Consider the following 21,886-nt stretch of genomic DNA (forward strand, 5'->3'; position numbering starts at 1 on the left):
CGCCGCGTGCAAAAAGCATACTGGTTTCAACGATTCAACGATCAAGCGCGGCCGACAGCCTCTGAAGGTTCAGTTTCAAGACTTCATTTACGCCTGTTTGTCGAGGCTCCACTGGCGGATTCCCCCGCCCCTACCGCGCGCCTTGCCCCTTACCGATGGAGGCCTTCATGGGCGCAGTTCCGAGCCAGGATTTCGCACGCACTCTCGACGACGCCGTTCTTCCCGAGTTGTGGCGCCGCCGCACGCAGCTCACGGACGACGAAATGATGTCGATGTACGACCTCGTGAAGCGCGCGCTGCGCACCTACCACCCGCTCGAATTGCACGCGCTGGGCGAAGACAAGGAAGAGCTCGTGCATCAGTTCATCTATACGAAGGTGCTGCGTCTTGCGCCCGGACACGTCGAATCGAAAGCGACGCCGGAAAGCGCGCCGTCCAACGGCTACGCGATCTGCGCTTACTTCCGCCGTTATCTGATCGACTGCCTGCGCAGCGCGAGCCACCAGCGCAATGTGTCGATGGAACACGAAGGCATGATGCAGGAAATCGATCTGCGCGCGCAGGCGCTCGAAGATCCCATCGAAAGCGTGCTGCTGCAATACGGCCTGAGCGAGCAGTACGTGCGCGAAGCCGCGCGCGAGTTCATCGCTTCGCTCGATTCGCCCGAGCGCATCGTGCTTGCCGGCAGCCTCGGCTGGTGCTCGGAAGCGAAAGGCGGACTGTCGGCGGTGGCCGCGCAGCATCGGGTGCCCTCCTATCACTATCGCGCCGTCAAACTCGGTGTCACCATGAAGAAGACGGACGACGCCACGCAGTTTTCCAACACGAAGATCGGCCAGTGGCTGCGCGAAGATCTCGGTATTGAAATCGATGCTGAAAACCGCGAGGCCATTCTCGTGATCTTCAACCTGCTCGCAGCCGAAGCGACGGAAGCGGCGACCGCGCCCGACACCGAAGAGATGATCGAAGCGGCTGCGTGACCGGCCTGACCGGCGCGCCGTTTGACATTTGACGTTTGACAATCCGGCAGGCTCGTTCAGCGTATCGAACGGGCCTGCGTGTCGCCCGCATTCCAATCCGCGTGCAGTCCGCACGCCGCCTGACATCACCGCATTTTTTCAATCACGCGTCTAAACGCGCGTTTTCCCTTTGCATTTCGCTGCGCCGCGTCCAGGATAAAGAAGCTGCATGCAGCGAGCCGTCCTGATCGCCAGGATTCCCCCCTTCTGGCGCACATCCCCTATAAGAGAGGTGGTCGAATGAACCGCTTGTCCAGCGCCCTGTCGGCGATGAAGGACCATTACGAAGTGGTGGTGGTGGGTTCCGGCTATGGCGGCGCGATTGCCGCGAGCCGCATGGCGCGCGCGAAACGCAGCGTGTGCCTGCTCGAACGCGGCCGCGAATTCATGGCGGGCGACTTCCCCGCCACGCAACTCGAAGGCGTCGCGCAGGTGCAGTACAACACGGGCGTCGCGCAGATCGGCTCGCCGCTCGCGCTGCTCGAAGTGCATGTGAATCCGGACGTGAACGTGGTGGTCGGCTGCGGACTCGGCGGCACGTCGCTGATCAACGCGAACGTCGCGCTCAAGCCCGACGAGCGCCTGTGGGACGATCCGCGCTGGCCCGACGCGGTGCGCGCCGACAAGGCGAATCTCGACGTATGCTACGCGCGCGCGACCAGAATGCTCGGCGCGATGCCCGTCCCGGACGACTACCCGGACCTGCCGAAACTCGACGCGCTCGCACTGTCCGCAAAACGGCTCGACATGAGCAAGCGTTTCTATCGCCCCCCCATCACGGTGACATTCGAGGACGGCAAGAATGCGGCGGGCGTCGACCAGAACCGCTGCGTCGGCTGCGGCGACTGCAACTCGGGCTGCAATCACGGCGCGAAGAATTCGACGCACATGAACTATCTGCCCGACGCCGTCGCGCACGGCGCGCAGATTTTCACGGGCGCGGCCGTGCATTCGGTGGTGCGCGACGAGGCGCGCGGTGTCTGGCGCGTGCGCTACCAGCCCGCCGACCTGAAGCGCGAACTCTACGACGCGCCGGAAATGTTCGTGACAGCCGATGTCGTGATTCTCTCCGCGGGCACGCTAGGTTCGACGGCCATTCTGCTGCGCTCGCAAGAGGCAGGCTTGCCCGTCTCGAAGCAGCTCGGCGAGCATTTCACGGGCAACGGCGACGTCCTCGCCTTCGCGTTCAACACCGACAAGGTCATCAACGGCGTCGGCTGGGGCACGCATCCCGTGGGCGACATTCCGCCCGTCGGGCCGTGCATTACGGGCATCATCGATCATCGCGACACGCCGAACGTGAAAGACGGCTTCGTGATCGAAGAAGGCTCGATTGCCTCGCCGATCGGCCTCGGCCTGATGGGCGTGCTGGGCGTCGCGGCGCCCGCCGGAGGCGTCGCAATGCCCGACCCCGCTGGCGACCCGCCGCTCGCGGATGAAGCGCGCATCGCCGAGAGCATTCTGCGCGGCCCGTATCACGGCGCGATGCGCAACACGCAAACCTGGCTCGTGATGGCGCACGACGACGAAAGCGGGCAGATCACCGTCGAAAACGGCCGTCCGCGCGTGAGCTGGCCGAACGCGGGCAAGCAGCCGATCTACGAGACCGTCGAAAAGACGCTGATCGAAGCGACCAGCGCGCTCGGCGGCTCCTATGTGCGCAATCCGATTTCCAGCGACATGTTCCAGAACCGCACCGTCACCGTTCATCCGCTGGGCGGCTGCGGGATGGCGGAAGATCCGGCGCGCGGCGTCGTCGATCAGGCGGGCCGCGTGTTTTCGGGCGTAGATGGCAACGCGGTGCACGAGGGGTTGTACGTGATGGACGGCGCAGTGGTGCCGCTGTCGCTCGGCGTGAATCCGCTGCTGACGATCTCGGCGCTGGCCGAGCGAAACTGCGCGCAGCTCGCGCAGTCGCGCGGCTGGCAGATCGACTATGACTCGGCGGGCAACACGGCCCCGCCGCCCGCGCCGAAGATCGGCCTGCGCTTCACCGAAACGATGATCGGCACGTACTATGCGGGCGACGTCAAGCCGGAAGGCCAGCAGGACGACCGGTCGCAAGGCACGCCGATCAGCTTTACCGTGACAGTCGTGTCCGACGATCTCGACGATATGCTCGCGAACCGCGAGCATCGGGCGCATATGATCGGCACGCTGACCTGCACTGCCCTGTCGCCGCAGCCGATGACCGTCAACGACGGCATCTTCAACCTGTTCGTCGTCGACGAAACGAATGTCGACCGGCGCAACATGAACTACCGGATGACGCTCGATACCGTCGACGGCAAGCATTTCTATCTGACAGGTCAGAAAATTATCACGCACACGTCGCTGGCGGAATTGTGGACGCAGACCAATACGCTCTATGCAAAAGTGCGCGAGTCCGATGCCGACGACGCGCCCGTGACCGGCCACGCGACGCTCATCATCACGCCGGAGAACTTCCTCAAGCAGCAGCGCACGATCCAGGTGACGAACGCGCCCGACCTCGAAACGCGTCTCGCGTATACGCTGAAATTCGGCCGCTTCTTTGCGGGTGTGCTCTATACGGAGTACGGCGGCGTCGCCGCGCCGCTGCAATACTTCGATCCCGATGCGCCGCCGCGCGTGCGCCGTACGCTGCGAGCGCCCGCGCCGCAGATCACTTACTTCAATACGGAAGACGGCAAGACGCTGCGGCTCGCGCGTTATCACGGCGGCAACAAGGGGCCGCTATTGCTGATTCATGGCTCGGGCGTTTCGAGCCGCATCTTTTCGACGGATCTGATCGGCACGAATCTGGTCGAGTTCCTGTGCGCCGCGCACTACGACGTATGGCTCGTCGACCTGCGCGTGAGCATCGAACTGCCGAGTGCGACCGAGCGCACCACAGCCGACGAGATCGCGCGCTACGACATTCCCGCCGCCGTCGCGAAGGTGCGCGAATTGACGGGCGCCGATCAGATCCAGGTGTTCGGCCATTGTCTGGGCGCGCTGGCGTTCAGCATGTCGCTGATGTCGGGGCTCAAGGGCGTGCGTTCCGCCGTGCTGTCGCAAGTCTCCGCGCATCCCGTGCCGGGACTGTTGCAGCGGATCAAGGCGGGATTGCATACGCCGCAGATTCTTCAGCATCTCGGCATCAAGGATATGACCGCATATACGCAGCACGAAAAGTGGCCGCACAATCTGCTCGACGAAGCGTTGAAGTTCTTCCCCGTCGAACACGACGAAATGTGCAGCAGCCCCGTGTGCCATCGCGCAACGTTCCTGTACGGTCTGCTTTACGAGCACGCGCAACTCGACGAGCAACTGCATGCGAATCTGCAGGAGTTATTCGGCATTCACGATGTCGAACTGTTCAACCAGCTCGCGGCGATGGTGCGCGCGGGGCACGTGGTAGATGCGAATGGCGACGATACGTATATGCCGAACATCGACGGCATGAAGCTGCCCATCGCATTCATTCATGGCACGGAAAATCTCTGCTACCTGCCGACCAGCACGCAGATGACCTATGACCTGCTCGTCGAACGTTTCGGTGCCGATAATTACGAGCGGCATCTGATCGAAGGCTACGGACACATCGACTGCGTGTTCGGCAAGCGTGCGGCGCTCGATGTATTTCCGACCATCGTCAGACATCTCGACGCACATTGAATGCACTGACAGTTCGTCATGAATGCCGCGGCATTCATGACGAACGCACACGCGCTAGAACAGTTTCCCCGGATTCAGGATGCCGTTCGGATCGAGCGCATGCTTGATCGCCTTCATCACGGCAAGCTCTTCCGGCGAACGCGAAACGGGCAGAAACTCGCGCTTGAGCGAACCGATGCCATGTTCCGCCGACACGGAACCGCGCAGCGGCGCAAGCATTTCATAGACGAGCGCATACACGTCATGATGATCGACGCCGGGAACGGAACGCCCGTCGACGGTCACATGCAGATTCGAATCGCCGATATGGCCGAAGAAATACGACTCGTTGCCCGGCCACGTCTGATCGATCGCCGCGCGGCAACGATCGACGAAAGCGCCAATCTCGCCGATCGGCAAGCTCACGTCGAAGTTGATCGGATCGAGCTTCACCGGAAACTCCGCCGTGCATTCGCGGATCGCCCACAGCGCGCGTGTATCGGCTACGGATTGCGCGATCACGGCATCGCGGATCGCGGCTTCGTCGAGTGCGTCATTGAGCACGTTGGCAAAGCGCGAACCGTCGTCATCGGCGTCGAAGCTCGCGTGTTCGATCAATGCGTATAACGGATGTGCTTCGTTGAACGGCGAACGCGCGCCCGTCAGCTTCACGCCGAAGTCGAAGAAATCAGGCCACATGATTTCGAACGCGCCGATGTCGTTGCCGAAGCGCGTCGACAGTCGGCGCAACAGATTCACTGCCTGTTCGTAGTCGCTCAATGCGATAAGCGCCGTGTGGCGCGACGCGCGTTGCGGCTGCAATTTCAGCACCGCGCGCGTGATCACGCCGAGCGTGCCCTCCGAACCGATGAACCAGTGTTTCAGGTCGTAGCCGGTGTTGTTCTTCACCATCTTGTTCAGCGAACTCAACACCGCGCCGTTCGCGAGCACGACTTCGAGACCGAGCACCTGATCGCGCGCCGTGCCCGATTGAATCACGCGGTTGCCGCCCGCGTTCGTCGCGAGATTGCCGCCCACCTGGCACGAGCCGCGCGCGCCGAGATCGAGCGCGAGTTCGAAGCCCGCTTGCGCTGCCGCTTCCTGCGCTGTCTGCAGCGTGGTTCCTGCACGCACCGTGATGGTCGCCGCCGCGCTGTCGATTTCCTCGACGCCTGCCAGACGATCCAGCGACAACGCGATATCCGTTGCACGCGGAATCGAGCCGCCCGCAAGCCCTGTCATACCGCCTTGCGGCACTACGCTCTGGCGTGCGTCGTTGCAGATCATCAGCGCGCGTGCGACCTGTTCCGTCGTGCGCGGCAGCAGCAATGCAGCGGGACGCATCGGCTCGTGACGAGTCCAGTCCGTCATCGAACGTTCGCCGATTTCTTCGCCGACACGCACGGCGTCGTCGCCCAATGCTTCGCGCAACGCGGCCAATGTGGATGCAAGCGCTGCGCCTTCGTTCAATGTCATGCGCTTCCTTATGTCGTTCCTTGTGCCGTCGCCAGCTTCTTGCGGTAGCCCATCGAACTGTTGATGCGACCGAGAATATAGTCGCCCGCCGCAACGGGTTCGTACTTGCTCCCGGCAGCCGGCGTGCCCAGATCGAACGGATCGACCATCGACGTATAAGTCGGATCGTAGAACGTCGCGATCGAATAGCGTTCGCGGCCCGATGCATTGATCACGCGATGCAGCGTCGAGCGGAAGCGGTCGTTCGTCCAGCGCGCCAGCAGATCGCCGACATTCACGACGAAGCTGCCTTCGATGGGCGGCGCGTCGATCCATGTGTCGTTCGCGATCTCGCGCACCTGCAGGCCGCCTACGCGATCCTGCCACAACAGCGTGATGCAGCCGTAGTCGGTATGCGGCGCGACGCCGAACTGCTCTTCATCGGATTGCGGCGGCTGCGGCGGATAGTAGACCATCTGCGTGCGCTGCATGCGCTTCGTGTAGCGCGACGCGAAGAAATCTTCGCTGACGCCGAGACCCGTCGCGACGGCACGCAACAGATCCGCCCCGCACGCGCCGACTTCCTCGTAATAGCCGTACAACGCCGGCTGCAACTCCGGCATGAAATCCGGCCAGTTATTCGGCCCGCGCAATGCCTGCCCTGCCTGCACATCGGGATCGTCCTCGGGCAACTCGAGACCGATGCTGTAGAACTCCTTGTAGTCGGGACGCTTCGCCTGATACATCGTCGCATCGCCGAGCGCATTGAAACCGCGATGCCGCTGATTCACGGCCGCGCGCCGCTTGGTCTCGACGGGGAAGGCGAAGAACTTGCGCGCCGCCTGTTCCGCGCGATCGATGGCCGCTTGCGGCACGCCATGATTGACGATGTAGAAGAAGCCGATCGTCGTGCACGCGTCGCGTATTTCGCGGCCCGCGCGCGCGAGCGCTTCGCGGTCGCCGCTGCGGACGCCGGCCAGATCGATGATGGGTATGCGCGCAGTGGCCACGCTCGTTGCCGGCATCGCGAGACTCCTTCATGTGAGAACGTTTGCCCTGACGATTCGATGCACGCGCGCTTCATCGCACATCGCGATCACCGGGAGTTTCACGTTGTATATACCGCCAAAAGCGCAATCGCAAGTTGCGCTGCACCCGCGTTCATTCTTCTGCACAGAGAGTGCCCGCAACATTAGGGTTTGACAGCATGCGATTATTTTTTTCGCGCAAAAGCAGCGGTATATACTGCCTCGCATGACTCGCGCCCCGCCTTGTCGAGCGCGACACCGCTTTGCCAACGGGAGAATCTCAATGGGTATCTTTGCAGGCTGGAAGTGTCGTCTCGCGATGGTGGCGTTCTGCGCCGCTGCTTCCGTTGCAAGCGTCAGCGCACACGCGGAAGACCAACTCGCGAAGGTCAGGAAGGCGGGCGAACTCGTCGTCGGTACGGAGATGCAGTTCGCGCCGTTCGACTTTCTCGAGAACGGTCAGCAGGCGGGCTTCAACAAGGATCTGTTTGCCGAAGTCGGCAAGGAACTCGGCGTGAAGGTGCGCTTCATCGATCTGCCCTGGCCCAGCGTGCTGCCCGGCCTCGAAGCGGGCAAGTTCGACATGGTCGGCGGGCCGCTCACGGTGACGAAAGCGCGCATGGAGCGCTACACGTACACGCTGCCCGTCGCCGACGCCACCGACGCGCTCCTCAAGCGCGCGAACGACACCTCCATCAAGCAGTCGTCGGATATCGTCGGCAAGACGGTCGGTGCGGGCAAGGGCTCGGCGCAGCTCGATCAGCTGAAAGCCTACATTGCCACGCTGCCGAAGCAGCCCGAAGTGCGCGAATACGTCGACAACAACCAGGCGTATGCGGACCTCGCAGCGGGCCGCATTGCCGCCGTCGCCAATTCGATGACGAACATCGCGTACGTCGCGAAGCAGCGTCCCGAAACGTTCGCCGTCGTCACGCCGCCGTTCGGCGCGAAGGTGTACTTCGCGTACTGCCTGCGCAAGGACGCGGACAGCAAGCCGCTTGCCGACGCGTTCAACGCCGCGCTCGTGAAGATGCACAACGACGGCCGTCTCGCGGCTTTGCAAAAGAAGTGGTTCGGCGTCACGATGGACGCGCCCACCACGATGCCCACGCCCAACTACTGATGCCCTGACACGCGCGGCGTGCTGCGCAAACCGGTTTGCGCAGCACGCCGTCTACATGTCCTCTCTTGCAGGCAACAGGCCATGTTCAGCGCCCATGTTTTCGCTCAAGGTTTTCCGCTGCTGCTGCAAGCCGCGCTCGCGACCGTCGGCATTTCGCTGACGGGTCTCGTGATCGGCTTCTTCGTCGGGATCGGCGTGTGCTCGGCGCGGCTGTCGCCCAACGCGGTTGCACAACGCTTCGGCGGTGCGTACGTGTTCTTCTTTCGCGGCGTGCCGATGCTCGTGCAACTGCTGCTCGTCTATTGCCTGCTGCCGTTCGTCGGCATCAACGTGTCGCCTGTCGTCGCCGCGATCAGCACAGTGTCGCTGTGCTCCGCTTCGTATATCGCGGAGATTCTGCGCGGCGGCTTCCTGAACATTCCGCCCGGACAGATGGAAGCGGCGCGCATGCTCGGCCTCTCCCCCATCGACATGTTGCGGCGCATTCAGGTGCCGCAAGCATTCCGGATGACGCTGCCCTCGCTCGTCAACGAAATGGTGCTGCTGATCAAGGCGTCGTCGCTGATTTCGGTAGTCGGCGTCGCGGAGATCACGCGCACGGCGCAGAACATCGCGGCCAGCACCTACCGGCCGCTCGAAGCATATCTCGCTGCCGGTCTCATCTATTTCGTGATCTGCGGCGCACTCGCGCTCGTCGCGCATGCCGCAGAACATCGGCTGATGCATACCTGAGGACGGCACGATGCAGCAATTCGATCCCACCGTCATCACGCACAATCTGCAACCGATCGCAGCAGGCCTTCTGACGACGCTCGGCACGTGGGTCGTCGGCGTCGCGATCGGTCTTCTGATCGGCTTCCTGATCGCCGTGCTGCAACTCTTTTGCGGGCGCTGGGTGCGCGGCATCCTGCGCGCGTATATCGAACTGTTTCGCGGCACGCCGTTTCTCGTGCAGCTCTTTCTGCTCTACTACGGCGGCCCGTCCATCGGTCTCACGCTCGAACCGCTGACGGCCGGTGTGCTCGGTCTGGGCCTGTACGGCAGCGCCTATTTCGCGGAAGCGTTCCGCTCCGGTTTTCAATCGATCCCGCGCGGCCATCTCGAAGCGGCATCGTGTCTCGGCCTGACACGCTGGCAAGCCGTGCTGCGCATTCAGGTGCCGCAGATGCTCGTGCTGATCGTGCCCGCGCTCACGAACCTGATCATCGTGCTGAGCAAGGAAACAGCCGTGCTGTCGATCGTCACCGTGCCCGAACTGACGTTCGTGCTGACGGGCATCGGCTCGGCCACGTTCGCCTTCGTCGAAACGCTGCTCGTTTTGTGCGTGTGCTATCTCGCGCTCGTTGAACTCACGTCGCGCGCCGGCATGTGGGCGGAAGCGCGCATCGCCCGCTTCATGGCCTGAAGCGCGAACGTCAACCACAAGCGTGACCGGAAAACATCATGAATGCACCCGTCGACATGCCCGCTTCTTCCACTCTCGCGTCGATGCAAGCCAGCCGGACACCGTTGATCGAAGTGCGCGATCTGCGCAAGCGTTTCGGCGATAACGACGTGCTGCGCGGCGTCGATCTCGACATCAACCGCTCGGAAGTGGTCTGTATCATCGGGCCGTCCGGCTCGGGCAAGAGCACGCTGCTGCGCTGCCTCGCCGCCCTGGAGACGTACGATCAGGGCGACGTGCGCATCGAAGGCGAACTGCTCGGCTACGCGGAGCGCAACGGCAAGCGCGTGCGGTCGTCGCAGGGCGAGATCAACCGCGTGCGCCGCAACGTCGGCATGGTGTTTCAGCAGTTCAATCTGTGGCCGCATATGACGGCGCTCGGCAACGTGATGGAAGCGCTGCTGCGCGTGCGGCATCTGTCGCGCGACGAGGCGAAGCAACGCGCCAACGCGATGCTCGACACTGTCGGCCTCGCGCACAAGGGCGATGCGTATCCGGCGAAACTGTCGGGCGGCCAGCAGCAGCGCGTTGCCATTGCACGCGCGCTCGCGATGGAGCCGCACATCATGCTGTTCGACGAACCGACGTCGGCGCTCGATCCCGAACTCGTCGGCGAAGTGCTGCAGGTGATGAAGCAGCTTGCGCGCGACGGCATGACGATGGCCGTCGTCACGCACGAAATGGGTTTCGCCGCGCAGGTCGCGGACAAGGTGGTCTTCATCGACCAGGGGCGTATCGCCGTGCAAGGCAAGCCGCACGATGTCTTTCACGACGCGAACCAACCGCGTCTGCGTCAGTTCCTGCAAAACTACTTCGACCGCAACGCGTTCTGGTCGCGCGGCGCGGACAGCGCCGACCCGGTATGAACGCCCACCTCCACTGACGCAGCGCACCGATGCCCGCCCCCGTCATCCGCGACAAACTGCGCACGCGAGCGCTTGCGAAAGCGCGCAAGCCACGCGCGCCGGGTATGCGCGAAACGACGGCGGACACAGCAGAAGGAGCGCAACCCGCCGCGCGCTACGAACAGGTCAAGCAGTACATCCGCAACACGATCGAATCGGGCGAACGGCGCGCCGGCGATCGCATTCCATCGGAACTCGATCTCGTCGAATCGCTTGGCGTGTCGAGAATGACGGTGAACCGCGCGTTGCGCGAACTCACGAATGAAGGGCTGTTGACGCGTGTGTCGGGGGTCGGCACGTTCGTCGCCGAAACCAAGCCGCAGTCCACGCTGCTGATGATCGCGCATATCGGCGACGAGATCCGCTCGCGCGGCCACGAATACAGCTATCAGACCGTGCTGTCGCAACGCGAGGTGGCACCCGTCAACGTGTCGAATGCTTTAGGGCTTCCACCGGGCGCGTCGGTGTTTCATGTGATCTGCGTGCATCGCGAGAACGGCTTGCCCGTGCAACTCGAAGACCGCTACGTGAACCCTGCCATCGCGCCAGATTTCATCGAACAGGATTTTTCGACGATACGTCCTTCGGAATATCTGTTCAGCGTCGTGCCTGCGCACGATGTCGAGCATGTCGTCGACGCCGGTTTGCCGACTCGCGCGGAAGCCGCCCTCTTGCAGATCGCGCCGGAGGAACCGTGCCTCACGCTGATGCGCCGCACGTGGACGAGCGGCGTCGCCGTGACGTTCGCGCGCTTCGTGCATCCGGGCACGCGGTACAGGCTGGGTTGCCGGTTTGCACCGGATACGTCGCAGCGGCAAGGCTAAAGAAAACGCTAGACGTTCCCGGCCAGATGAAACCGCGATGCGGGATGCCACAACTGCACCGATGTCGCCACATGCTCGCCGACCCACGTTCGCCGTTGCAGCATCAGACAAGGCTCGCCGATCTCCATCATCAGATGACGGCGCACGTGCGCAGTCGGCTTCTGCGCATAGATGCGAAACTCCGCGCGCTGGATCGGCGCGAGACGCACCATGTAGTGGTTCGGCGTTTCGACCGTGAAATCCTGATTCAGATAGTCGGGAAACACACGCGGATTCACATAACGGTCTTCGTATTGGATCGGCTCGTTCTCTTCGTTATGCACGATGCGCGAATGGAACACGGGGCCTTTGGCTAGCGCGAGCGCATCGAGTGCGAGCGGATCGTCGCTCGATTCGAGCGTCAGCACGCGCGCCGAATGCCGATGACCGCGCGCAGCGATTTCATCGGCAATATTGCGGATTTCGAGTACCGTCGATTCGTACCGCTGCGGCGCGACATACGTGCCCGAACCTTGCACGCGCGTGAGCACGCGTTCCGTCGTCAGTTCGCGCAGCGCGCGCGACACCGTCATGCGCGCAACGCCGAATTCCTTCACCAGTTCCGCTTCCGATGGAATCAGCCCGCCTGGCTTCCATACGCCCTCTTCGATCCGCGCAATCACGTAGCGCTTGATCTGCTCGTAGGCAGGCATCGCCTTGCCCGGCGTCGTGCGTGCGCCTGCGGAATGATGTTCGGTTGTCTCCGGGTGTCCGTTTATCGTCATGGTTATGTCGACCTCGTGAGTGGCGCACAGTCTTTGTACATTCCTTGAACGTCTCTTATGCAGCCGATTGCGGCGCGTGCTGCGCGGCGCCCGTCGGGTCGTTCGCGGCATGCACGGCGAAGCCCGCCTGATCGCCGCGCGCCGTCGATGACGGCACGTTGCCCGCAGCAGGCGGCAACGGCGGCGCCGCTTCGCCGATCATCCGGAACGCAACGGCCATGTCGTCGGCCAGCGGGCGATCATCGCGATACGTCGGCACAATGGCGCGCACGCGCCGCCACAACGCATCCGTGTGCGGCGCGCGGGCTGCGTCGACGGGTTGGAGATCATAGGCCTGCGCGGCGGCCAGCAGTTCGATCGCGATGATGCGGCCCGTGTTGTCGACGATCTCCAGCGCCTTCAGTGCGGCGGGTGTCGCGTGACACAGATGGTCTTCCTGCAGGCCCGACGTGATGCCGCCGTCCAGGCTCGCGGGCGCGGCCAGACGCCGGTTCTGCGCGACGAGCGAGGCCGCCGTGTACTGCGCGATCATGAAGCCCGAGCACGTGCCGCCCGGCTCCGCGAGAAACGCGGGCAAGCCGCTCACGAGCGGATTCACGAGCCGGTCGAGACGCCGCTCGGCCATGGCCGCGACCTGCGCGATGGCCGTCGCGAGACTGTCCATTGCGAGGGCGATCGATGCGCCGACAGCATGCGCCTGCGAATACACACGCGGCGCATCCGGCGTGCCCGCGACGATCGGGTTGTCGGTGATCGACGCGAGTTCGCGATTCACGACTTCAGCAGTCGCATCGAGCACGTCGCGCGCGGCGCCGTGTACGTGCGGAATCGTGCGCATCGACAGCGGATCCTGCGTGCGCTGCCCGACTACGGACGCCAGAATGCCGCTCTCGGCAAGCGCGTTGCGCATGCGCTCGCCGACCAGATTCAAACCGGGCGACACACGCAGCGCGAGTGAATCGGCATCGAATGCAGCCAGCTGTCCGCGCAGATTCTCGAAGCTCATCGCGGCGATCGCATCCGTCCAGTCGAGCACGCGTTCGGCGCGCGCCAATGCGAGCGCCGCGAGTCCCGTTACGCAAGGCGTGCCGTTGATGAGGCTCAGGCCTTCCTTCGCTTCGAGCACGAGCGGTTCGCGTCCGAGCCGCCTGAGCGCGTCACGCCCGCTGATCCGTTCGCTGCCATGACGCACATGGCCTTCGCCGATGCACACCAGCGCGATATGCGCCATATGGCTCAGATAGCCGACCGAACCGAACGCGGGCACTTCGGGGATATAGCCTGCATCGAGCAACGCGACGAGTTGATCCGCGATGTCGAGCCGCACGCCCGAGTGGCCATGCGCGAAGTTGTTGACGGCGGCAGCCATGATCGCGCGCGTCTCCGCAACGCCGAGCGGCGCGCCGACGCCGACCGCGTGGCTCATCAGAATGTTGCGCGACAGCGCGCGTTGTTCCGACGGCGACACGATCACGTCGCACAGCGCACCCACGCCCGTGTTCACGCCATAGGCACGAATGCCGCGCTCGACGATCTGCTCGACGAGCACACGCGCCGCCGCGATACGTGCACGCGCGGCTTCGGACAATACGAGCGGCTCGCCCGCCGCAACCGCGGCCAGCTCGCGCCAGTTCAGGGGGCGCTCGGTTCGGATGACAGCCATGATCTTGCCTTTCTCGTTACGTATGCTGCTTCGCCCGGTTGCTTCGGATGCGCCAGTTGCTTCAGTTGGTGGTGCGCGAATGATGGCTCGACACGAACTGCCGGAAGCGCTCGGACTTGAGTTCGCCGAACACTTCGTCGGGTGTGCCGTCGCATTCCGTCTGCCCTTGATGCAGGAACATCACGCGATTCGACACATGGCGCGCAAAGCCCATTTCGTGCGTGACGACGAGCATCGTGCGGCCTTCTTCGGCAAGCGAGCGCATCACGCGCAGCACTTCGCCGACGAGTTCGGGATCGAGCGCGGACGTCGGCTCGTCGAACAGCATGACTTTCGGATGCATTGCGAGCGCGCGCGCAATTGCGACACGCTGCTGCTGGCCGCCCGACAGATGCGCCGGATAATGCCCGCGCTTTTCCGCGAGACCCACTTTCGCGAGCAGCGCTTCCGCTTCTTCGACGGCTTCCGCTCGGCTGCGCTTTTGCACGCGCATCGGCCCCTCGATCAGGTTCTCGAGCACCGTCATGTGCGACCACAGATTGAAGTTCTGAAACACCATGCCGAGTTGCGAGCGGATGCGATCGACCTGCTTGCGGTCGTCCGGCTGCAGCTTGCCGTCCTTGCGCCGCTTCATCTTCAATGTCTCGCCCGCCAGCGCGACGCTGCCGTCGTCCGGCGTTTCGAGCAGATTCAGGCAGCGCAGGAATGTGCTCTTGCCCGAGCCGCTTGCGCCGAGAATCGAAATGACGTCGCCTTCGTGCGCGTCGAGCGAAATGCCCTTCAGCACGTGATGGTCGCCGAACGACTTGTGAATGTTATGGACCGACAATGCAACGGGTGCCGTAGCGTTCATGAGATTCTCCGGAATGGGCCGTCAGGGTGCGGCACGACGTGCTTCGGTGGCAGGCGGCATCGCGCGCGGCGCGACGTTCACGGGCCTCGCGCGCAGATGCCGCGACAGACGCCGTTCGAGCAGGCCGAGCAGACGCACGACGACAAAGTTCAGGAACAGATAGATCAGCGCGGCGCAAATGAACACTTCCGTCGTGCGATACGTCTGCTGGATGATCTGCTGCGCGACGCCCGTCACTTCCCACACGGTGACGAGACTCGCGAGCGCGGTCGACTTGACGAGCAGCACCGCTTCCGTCGAATACGCGGGCAAACACTGGCGCAACGCAATCGGACCGATGATGCGGCGCAGGAGCGAGAAGCCCGACAGGCCGATCGAATAACCCGCTTCGATCTGACCGACGGGCACGGCCATCAGGCCGCCGCGAATGATTTCCGCCGTATAGCCCGCCGTGCACAGCGCAAGCGACAGCACCGCGCACACATAGGGCTCGCGCAGCACGGGCCACAGAAAGCTCTCGCGGATCACGCCGAACTGACCGAGCCCGTAATAGACGAGGAACATCTGGATCAGCAGCGGCGAGCCGCGAAACACGAGAATGTACGCACGCGCAAAGCGGTTGGGCAGCCAGTGCGGCGACACGCGCATCGTCACGATCAGGAGCGACAGCAGGCCGCCCAGCACCAGCGATGAAAAGAACAGACCCAGCGTAGTCGGCACGGCGGCAAGCAGCTGGCGCAGCGTGTCGAACAGAAAGTCGAAATCGAAAGTCATGGTGGCGCTCCGTCGTCAGTTACGCGCGAAGTTGCGCCGGAAGGATCGGGCCACGCGGGCTTCTGCGTGGTTGAAGACGCGGTTCGAGAAGACCGTCATCACCAGATACAGCGCACCGCCGACAACGAAGAAAAGGAAGTATTGATGCGTCGATCCCGCTGCGATCTGGCTTGCGCGCAGCAGTTCCGCGAGGCCTGTCACCGAGATCAGCGCGGAGTCTTTCAGGCTCAGCTGCCACACGTTGCCGATGCCGGGCAGCGCGAAGCGCAGCACTTGCGGAATGAGAATGCGGCGGGCCATCGTCATGGTCGGCATGCCGATCGAACGTGCCGCTTCAAGTTCGCCTTTGGACACGGCCAGCACGGCCGCGCGATACACCTCGGCCTGATACGCGCCCGAGATCATGCCGACGGCAAGCGCGCCGATCACGAACGGCGGCACGCCGACGAAGCCTTCGGCGCCGAACCACTGGCCCACCGTCGTCACGAGCGTCGAGCCGCCGAAGTAAAACAGATAGATGACGAGCAGTTCGGGCACGCCGCGAAACACCGTCGTGTACAGATCGCCGACCACGCGCGCCGTGCGGAAGCGCGACAGCTTCGCCGCCGCGACGATCGCGCCGAACACGGCGCCCACTGCGAGCGCCGCGAGCGTCAACGCGATGGTCATCAATGCCGCGAGCAGCAATACGCCGCCCCAGCCGTCCTGCCCGAAGCCGAGCGTCTCGATCAGAGCCATGGCCTACTCCTCATCCCTGCTTTCGCTGATGACCTGCTGGACGCTACATCGCGCAGCATCGCAACAGGCCGTTCGAAACAAGCGCGCGATAGCAGCACGCGCATACGGCTGCCCGTCAAGGCGTGACGTCGGTCTTGAACCACTTGTCGGAGAGCTTCTTCACGGTGCCGTCTTTCAATGCATCGGCGATGGCCGTGTCGAACTTCGCCTTGAGGTCCGCATCCTGCTTGCGGAATGCGAGGCCTTCGCCCGGACCCCAGATCGGGCCGCCGATCTTCGGACCCGCCATCGAGATCTGCGTCGCTTCCTTCTTGTCCGCGTTGGCGGCGTAGTAGGTCACATCGTCGAACGATGCGTCGATGCGGCCGTTCGCCAGATCGAGATCACGTTCCGGCGAGGTCTTGTACACGCGGATCGTCGCGATGTCCTTGAAGCCGTCGTTGATGAACTTCGTGTAGACCGTGCCCGACTGGATGCCGATCGTCTTGCCCTTCAGCTGCTTGCGCAGCCCGTCGACGGTCGGCTGATCGGTCTTCGCGTCGCCCGTCAGCTTGACGACGGGAGCGCTCGGCGATGCCTTCGGCAGGATCTTCGTGTCGGAGACAGCGAAGGTCGCGGGCGTCGCTGCGTACGGCCGCGAGAACGCGATGATCTTTTCGCGCTCTGGCGTGATGGAGATGGCGTCCATCAGCACGTCGAACTTGCCTGCCTGCAGGCCGGGGATCATGCCGTCCCAGTCCTGGGCAACCAGGTTGCACTGCAGCTTGATGCGCTGGCACAGGTTCGCCACCAGTTCCGGCTCGAAGCCGCCCAGCTTGCCGCCCGGCAACGTGAGATTCCACGGCGCGTAGCCGCCTTCCAGCGCGATGGTCACGGACTTCCATTCCTTCGCCTGAGCGGGCGCGCCGGCCAGCGCCGTGGCCGTCAGGACCACGCCCATCATTACCTTCGACAACATAGTGCGGTCTGCCTTCTTCACCTTCACGTCGAATCTCCTTTTCGTCTGAACGGGCCCTTCGCTCGATGCGCGCCGGACATGTATAGACAAGTCTGCATGAGGTCAAAAATGATCGCAACTGAATTTCCCGAAAATAATTGAATTGTTCGGGTATGCCCTTACGCCAAGGGGCTCAGATCTCTATTTCGAGCCACACGGGCAATCGGAAACGCTGCGCCAGCACGGTGCAGCTGACTAGACAGGTTGGCGATTTGCGTGCCCGCCGTGCACCGTGCTGGCGCGCACCGGCCCGACGCCCCGCGATCCTTGCAGTGTTGAAAGCGACCTTTCGCGGAGCCATCCGCCTCATACGTTGGTATGGCGGGCGAAGACCTTCGGCACGATCGCCATATCCGTGCAGCGGCATGGCGTCAGACAGGGGGATGACGCGGCCGCGCCCGCGTCATCCGAAGGTTCAGATGATTCAACGATAGTAGGTCATCGCTCGTGCGGATGTACGGCTGGAGCACGCGCCGTCGCCGCACTACATTGCATGCATTAGCTGGCCGATCTGATGAAGAGAATTCGGCGGCCGATCTGAAGGCCCCGATCCACGCAAGAAAAAAAGTTTGGCTAGCCGGGAATGAAGTTCGAAGTCGCAGTGTTTGCCTCAATGTAGCAAGCGAAATCGAAACAGGATTCACAAGCAGGGCAAGACCAGACAGCTTTACGACAGCAGTTCATGCAGCAGCTTTAACGACGTTTCTTAGCTAACCCGCCCGTTCGAATTGAACGCCGTTTGTTAAGGATACCGAATCATTATTTGGATCTTTACTCGAGCGGATCGGAAGACTGAACACACTCATCTGGAGTTACATCATGAAGAAGATCTTTGTTGGCCTCGCAGTTGCAGCCGCCGCACTCGCCGCTCCCGCTTTGAGCTTCGCGCAATCGAACGGCCCCGTCACGCGCGCCGAAGTCCGCGCCGACCTGGTTCGCGTCGAAAAGGCCGGCTACCGGCCGGGCGTCGGCGAAGACATCAACTACCCCGCCGACATCCAGGCTGCGGAAGCGAAGATTGCCGCGCAGGACAACCAGAAACTGTCGAACGATGCAGTCGGCGGCGTGGCGCAAACGTCCACCTCGTCTGGCACATCAGCGGGCAAGCCGGCTCGCAGCGCGATGAACAGCAACGCGTGCGTCGGCCCCGTCAGCTACTGCAACATCTTCTTCGGCAGCTAATGGCGCGCACCTGACCCTGCGCCGCCGCTGTCACGCGCAGGGTCGCGCGCGCATCGCTTTCTGGCCTGCTTCCTGTATCTGATTGACGGAGTCTCTTGTGAAAAGCTCGTTGTACATCGCTGCGGCACTTGCATTGTCGACCGGTCTTCTCGCTTCTTCGGGCGCGATGGCGCAGGACGCCCAGGCGGCGCACGCACCCGTGAAGAACATTGTTCTCGTGCATGGCGCATGGGTCGACGGTTCGGGCTGGAAGCCCGTCTATGACATCCTCACCAAAGATGGCTATCACGTCAGCGTCGCGCAGGAACCGCTGACCTCGCTCGACGACGACGTCGCTGCGACTAAACGCGTGCTCGATCAGCAGGACGGCCCGACCATTCTGGTGGGTCACAGCTATGGCGGCTCCGTGATTACGGAAGCAGGCGTCGATTCACATGTGGTCGGTCTCGTGTACGTCGCCGCGCATGCGCCGAATGTCGGCGAAGACGAAGCCGCGCTCGGCAAGGGCAAACCCAGCTATACGTCGAAGCAGGCGGGCGCGATCGAAAAGACGGATGACGGCTACACGTATCTGAATCCGTCCGTGTTTCCGAAAGACTTCGCCGCCGATCTGCCGCTGAAACAGGCGCAATTCGAAGCGCATTCGCAGATGCCGACGGCCGCGAAGGTGTTCTCGCAACCGCTGACGGCGGCCGCATGGACGACCAAACCGAGTTGGGGCATCGTCGCGGGCGCCGACCAGATCATCAATCCCGATCTGGAGCGCTGGTACTACGAACGCGCGCATAGCCACACGACGGTGATTCCGGGCGCGAGCCACTCGGTCTACGAATCGCGTCCGCAGCAGGTGGCGGCTGTGATCGAAGATGCTGCGAAGCACGCGCAACAGCAGTAACGGTCATCGCCCGCGCAGCAAGCACGCAAGCAAACCGCGGAAATGACGCGGCGCGCCCGAAAGGCGCGCCGCTTTCATGTGCAGGTGACCAGGTCAGTTGCCGAAGTAGATGTTGCACTCCGGTCCCGTCGCGCAACGGCGCGCATGCTGCATCGGCAGGCCTGAAGAGGTACGCGTATCCGTCGCGCCGCCATACGACATATCCGTCGTCGCCTGCGCCGACGCGTTTGCATTGTTCTGCATCGTGGCCTTCGACGGTTCGCTGCTTTGTGCCATATCGTCTGCCCACGTCGCGGCGGGGATCGCCATCAACAACGCGCCCGCCAGGGGTAACGCCGTCAGGATCTTCATGTCGAACTCCTTCCATGCAGACGAATCGCCACGCCTGGCATTGCGATTCGCCGGACGCCCATCAGCGCCTGCATCATCTGCATCGTTTCGACCGATATCCGCAAGCGCGAAATCGCGCGCCGCAGCCACCCACACTGCAACGTGCCCTTATTGTGCATGCGTTTGATTGCCTCACAGCCCCCGAGTCTGTCGGGCGGCGCAGCACGACGCGAAAAACGCCGGTTTCTAATCGTTTGACTATCGGCCGCGCAAAAAGAAGGTCCGCACTGCTGCTTCAGTTATAGACCTTTGGGACGAGACTGCAATGCCCCGTCGCCGCTTGCGATGCGGCGCGCATCGGCGGGAGAAGCGCGCCGCGTAATCGATCAGCGCAAATTGGTCTTCACCAGTTCGACGATCTCGTCGCCGCGGCCATTGAGGATCGCGCGCAGCATGTAGAGGCTAAAGCCCTTGGCCTGCGACATTTCGATGGCGGGCGGCATCGCGAGTTCGTGCTTCGCCGTGACGACATCGACGAGCGCCGGCCCCTGATGCTCGAATGCCTCCTTCAGTGCACCGGGCAGTTCTTCCGATTCCTCGACGCGAAGCGAAAAAATGCCCGCACCTTTCGCGATCTGCGCAAAATCGGTCTTGCTCAAATCGACGTTGGTGTCGAGGTAGCCGCCCGCTTTCAGCTCCATCGATACGAAACCGAGCAGGCTGTTGTTGAATACGACGACCTTGATGGGCAGATCCAGCTGACGCGCGGTGAGCAGATCGCCAAGCAGCATCGACAGCCCGCCGTCGCCCGACAGCGACACCACCTGCCGCCCGGGATGCGCTGCCTGCGCGCCGAGCGCCTGCGGCATCGCATTGGCCATGGAGCCGTGATTGAACGAGCCGTGCAGCTGCCGCTTGCCGTTCATCGTCAGATAGCGCGCGCCCCACAGCGTGGGCGTGCCGACGTCGGCTGTGAAGATCGCGTCGTCGGTTGCCGCTTCGTCGATCATGCGCGTCAGGTACTGCGGATGAATCGGCACACCGGGATCGGAAGGCGTCGCGAGTTCGTCGAGGTCGCGGCGCGCTTCTTCGTAGTGGGCCGTGGCCATGTCGACGAAGGTGCGGTCGTCTTTGCGCTTGAGTTTCGGCAGCAGCGCGGCGACGGTTTCCTTCACGGTGCCGACGAGGCCCATTGCGAGCGGCGCACGACGTCCGAGTTGCGAGCCTTTCCAGTCGATCTGCACGACCTTCGCCTCAGGCGGATAGAACGGCCGGTACGGAAAATCGCAACCGAGCAGCAGCAGCACGTCGCACGACATCATCGCGTGATAGCCGGAACTGAAGCCGATCAGGCCCGTCATGCCGACGTCGAACGGATTGTCGTATTCGATGAACTGCTTGCCGCGCAGCGCGTGGACGATGGGCGCGCCGAGCGTATCGGCGAGCTTCACCACTTCGTCGTGCGCGCCCGCGACGCCGCTGCCGCACATGATCGTCACGGCTTCGCAGTCGTTGAGCATGGTCGCGAGGCGTGCGAGTTCGCTATCGGGCGGCAGGATCGCGGACGGCGCCGTGGGATTCCACACGGGCGCATGTGAAGGCCCTTCGCCGAGCGCGATATCGCCGGGCAGCACGATCACGGCGACGCCGCGCTCCTCGATGGCCGTGCGCATCGCGCGTTCGAGCACGCGCGGAAACTGCGACGCGTTGACGACCAGCTCGGCGAAATGGCTGCATTCCTTGAAGACTTCGGTCGGATGCGTTTCCTGGAAGTAGCCGAGGCCGATTTCCGTCGACGGAATGTGTGCGGCGATTGCGAGCACGGGTTGCTGGTTGCGATGACAGTCGTAGAGGCCATTGATCAGGTGCAGGTTGCCTGGGCCACAACTGCCTGCGCAGACCGCGAGCTGGCCGCTCGAGGCTGCGTCGGCGCCTGCGGCGAAGGCGGCTGCTTCTTCGTGGCGCGTGTGCATCCAGCGGATCGAACCGACCTGATCGAGGCTGAACGCCAGGCCGTTCAGGCTGTCGCCTGTGACGCCCCAGATGCGTTTGATGCCTGCGGCGGCCAGGGTTTTTGCAAGGTAGTCTGCAATTGTGTTCTTTGCCATGAGCGTTCCTTGGAAAAGGGGTTCTTTTTTGTCTGCGACGCAGTCGCCGTTTTTGGTTTTTTTGTTGTTTTTTTTTCGCTGGCATCCGCGATTTCGTATCCGTACTTCATGCGTCGCCCCTGTGCGGGGCGGCACCTACTTTTCTTTGCAGCGGCAAAGAAAAGTA

Annotated in this window: 19 protein-coding genes; 9 read left to right on the forward strand and 10 right to left on the reverse strand. The window is 63.1% G+C overall.

Annotated features, from left to right (window positions below; all coding sequences use genetic code 11):
* The first annotated feature begins 167 nt into the window (after positions 1 to 167).
* Complete coding sequence (locus tag FRZ40_RS18840) at positions 168 to 980, forward strand: hypothetical protein (protein ID WP_028367750.1); 813 nt, start codon at positions 168 to 170, stop codon at positions 978 to 980.
* A gap of 279 nt (positions 981 to 1,259) precedes the next feature.
* Positions 1,260 to 4,658 carry an alpha/beta fold hydrolase gene (locus tag FRZ40_RS18845; RefSeq protein ID WP_147235128.1) on the forward strand — a complete coding sequence of 1,133 codons (3,399 nt, stop codon included), beginning with the start codon at positions 1,260 to 1,262 and terminating at the stop codon, positions 4,656 to 4,658.
* Between the two features lie 54 nt (positions 4,659 to 4,712).
* On the opposite strand, the gene FRZ40_RS18850 is transcribed toward FRZ40_RS18845, so the two are convergent.
* Both FRZ40_RS18850 and FRZ40_RS18855 read right to left on the reverse strand, forming a co-directional pair.
* Positions 4,713 to 6,113 (reverse strand): FAD-binding oxidoreductase, encoded by a 1,401-nt coding sequence (locus tag FRZ40_RS18850; RefSeq protein ID WP_147235130.1) that lies wholly within the window; start codon positions 6,111 to 6,113, stop codon positions 4,713 to 4,715.
* Between the two features lie 8 nt (positions 6,114 to 6,121).
* Complete coding sequence (locus FRZ40_RS18855; RefSeq protein ID WP_147235132.1) at positions 6,122 to 7,117, reverse strand: isopenicillin N synthase family dioxygenase; 996 nt, start codon at positions 7,115 to 7,117, stop codon at positions 6,122 to 6,124.
* Positions 7,118 to 7,403: 286 nt separating this feature from the next.
* Here FRZ40_RS18855 and FRZ40_RS18860 point away from each other — a divergent pair, with 286 nt between their 5' ends.
* The 5 genes from FRZ40_RS18860 (at position 7,404) to hutC (FRZ40_RS18880) (ending at position 11,416) form a co-directional block, all read left to right on the forward strand.
* Positions 7,404 to 8,243, forward strand: coding sequence for a transporter substrate-binding domain-containing protein (locus FRZ40_RS18860; protein WP_028367746.1), 840 nt, complete (start codon positions 7,404 to 7,406; stop codon positions 8,241 to 8,243).
* Between the two features lie 81 nt (positions 8,244 to 8,324).
* Positions 8,325 to 8,975 (forward strand): amino acid ABC transporter permease, encoded by a 651-nt coding sequence (locus tag FRZ40_RS18865; protein ID WP_147235133.1) that lies wholly within the window; start codon positions 8,325 to 8,327, stop codon positions 8,973 to 8,975.
* Between the two features lie 10 nt (positions 8,976 to 8,985).
* A complete protein-coding gene (locus FRZ40_RS18870; RefSeq protein ID WP_147235134.1) occupies positions 8,986 to 9,648 on the forward strand; it encodes an amino acid ABC transporter permease in 663 nt (220 codons plus the stop codon).
* A gap of 38 nt (positions 9,649 to 9,686) precedes the next feature.
* Complete coding sequence (locus FRZ40_RS18875) at positions 9,687 to 10,553, forward strand: amino acid ABC transporter ATP-binding protein (protein ID WP_147235136.1); 867 nt, start codon at positions 9,687 to 9,689, stop codon at positions 10,551 to 10,553.
* A 104-nt stretch (positions 10,554 to 10,657) separates the two neighbouring features.
* Positions 10,658 to 11,416, forward strand: a complete 759-nt coding sequence (hutC, locus tag FRZ40_RS18880) for a histidine utilization repressor (RefSeq protein WP_035542394.1) — start codon at positions 10,658 to 10,660, stop codon at positions 11,414 to 11,416.
* An 8-nt stretch (positions 11,417 to 11,424) separates the two neighbouring features.
* Here hutC (FRZ40_RS18880) and hutC (FRZ40_RS18885) read toward each other — a convergent pair whose 3' ends face one another.
* The 6 genes from hutC (FRZ40_RS18885) to FRZ40_RS18910 all read right to left on the reverse strand — a co-directional run bounded on the left by hutC (FRZ40_RS18885) (position 11,425) and on the right by FRZ40_RS18910 (position 17,166).
* A complete protein-coding gene (hutC, locus tag FRZ40_RS18885) occupies positions 11,425 to 12,180 on the reverse strand; it encodes a histidine utilization repressor (protein WP_028367741.1) in 756 nt (251 codons plus the stop codon).
* A gap of 55 nt (positions 12,181 to 12,235) precedes the next feature.
* Complete coding sequence (locus tag FRZ40_RS18890) at positions 12,236 to 13,843, reverse strand: HAL/PAL/TAL family ammonia-lyase (RefSeq protein WP_147235138.1); 1,608 nt, start codon at positions 13,841 to 13,843, stop codon at positions 12,236 to 12,238.
* Between the two features lie 61 nt (positions 13,844 to 13,904).
* Entirely contained in the window at positions 13,905 to 14,696 is a 792-nt protein-coding gene (locus FRZ40_RS18895; RefSeq protein WP_028367739.1) for an ABC transporter ATP-binding protein, read from the reverse strand.
* A 21-nt stretch (positions 14,697 to 14,717) separates the two neighbouring features.
* On the reverse strand, positions 14,718 to 15,470 hold the full coding sequence (locus FRZ40_RS18900) for an ABC transporter permease (protein WP_147235140.1): 753 nt from the start codon (positions 15,468 to 15,470) through the stop codon (positions 14,718 to 14,720).
* Positions 15,471 to 15,485: 15 nt separating this feature from the next.
* Positions 15,486 to 16,208, reverse strand: a complete 723-nt coding sequence (locus tag FRZ40_RS18905) for an ABC transporter permease (protein WP_028367737.1) — start codon at positions 16,206 to 16,208, stop codon at positions 15,486 to 15,488.
* Positions 16,209 to 16,323: 115 nt separating this feature from the next.
* Positions 16,324 to 17,166, reverse strand: coding sequence for a transporter substrate-binding domain-containing protein (locus tag FRZ40_RS18910; RefSeq protein ID WP_193567035.1), 843 nt, complete (start codon positions 17,164 to 17,166; stop codon positions 16,324 to 16,326).
* An 858-nt stretch (positions 17,167 to 18,024) separates the two neighbouring features.
* On the opposite strand from FRZ40_RS18910, the gene FRZ40_RS18915 reads away from it, so the two are divergent.
* Together FRZ40_RS18915 and FRZ40_RS18920 are read left to right on the forward strand one after the other, a co-directional pair.
* Positions 18,025 to 18,387 (forward strand): DUF4148 domain-containing protein, encoded by a 363-nt coding sequence (locus FRZ40_RS18915; protein WP_147235142.1) that lies wholly within the window; start codon positions 18,025 to 18,027, stop codon positions 18,385 to 18,387.
* A gap of 97 nt (positions 18,388 to 18,484) precedes the next feature.
* Complete coding sequence (locus tag FRZ40_RS18920; protein ID WP_147235143.1) at positions 18,485 to 19,282, forward strand: alpha/beta hydrolase; 798 nt, start codon at positions 18,485 to 18,487, stop codon at positions 19,280 to 19,282.
* Positions 19,283 to 19,375: 93 nt separating this feature from the next.
* Here FRZ40_RS18920 and FRZ40_RS18925 read toward each other — a convergent pair whose 3' ends face one another.
* Entirely contained in the window at positions 19,376 to 19,633 is a 258-nt protein-coding gene (locus tag FRZ40_RS18925) for a hypothetical protein (protein WP_028367733.1), read from the reverse strand.
* Between the two features lie 365 nt (positions 19,634 to 19,998).
* Positions 19,999 to 21,720 carry a ubiquinone-dependent pyruvate dehydrogenase gene (gene poxB, locus FRZ40_RS18930; protein WP_147235145.1) on the reverse strand — a complete coding sequence of 574 codons (1,722 nt, stop codon included), beginning with the start codon at positions 21,718 to 21,720 and terminating at the stop codon, positions 19,999 to 20,001.
* Positions 21,721 to 21,886: the final 166 nt, after the last annotated feature.

This window comes from Paraburkholderia azotifigens, from assembly GCF_007995085.1.
GTDB lineage: Bacteria > Pseudomonadota > Gammaproteobacteria > Burkholderiales > Burkholderiaceae > Paraburkholderia > Paraburkholderia azotifigens.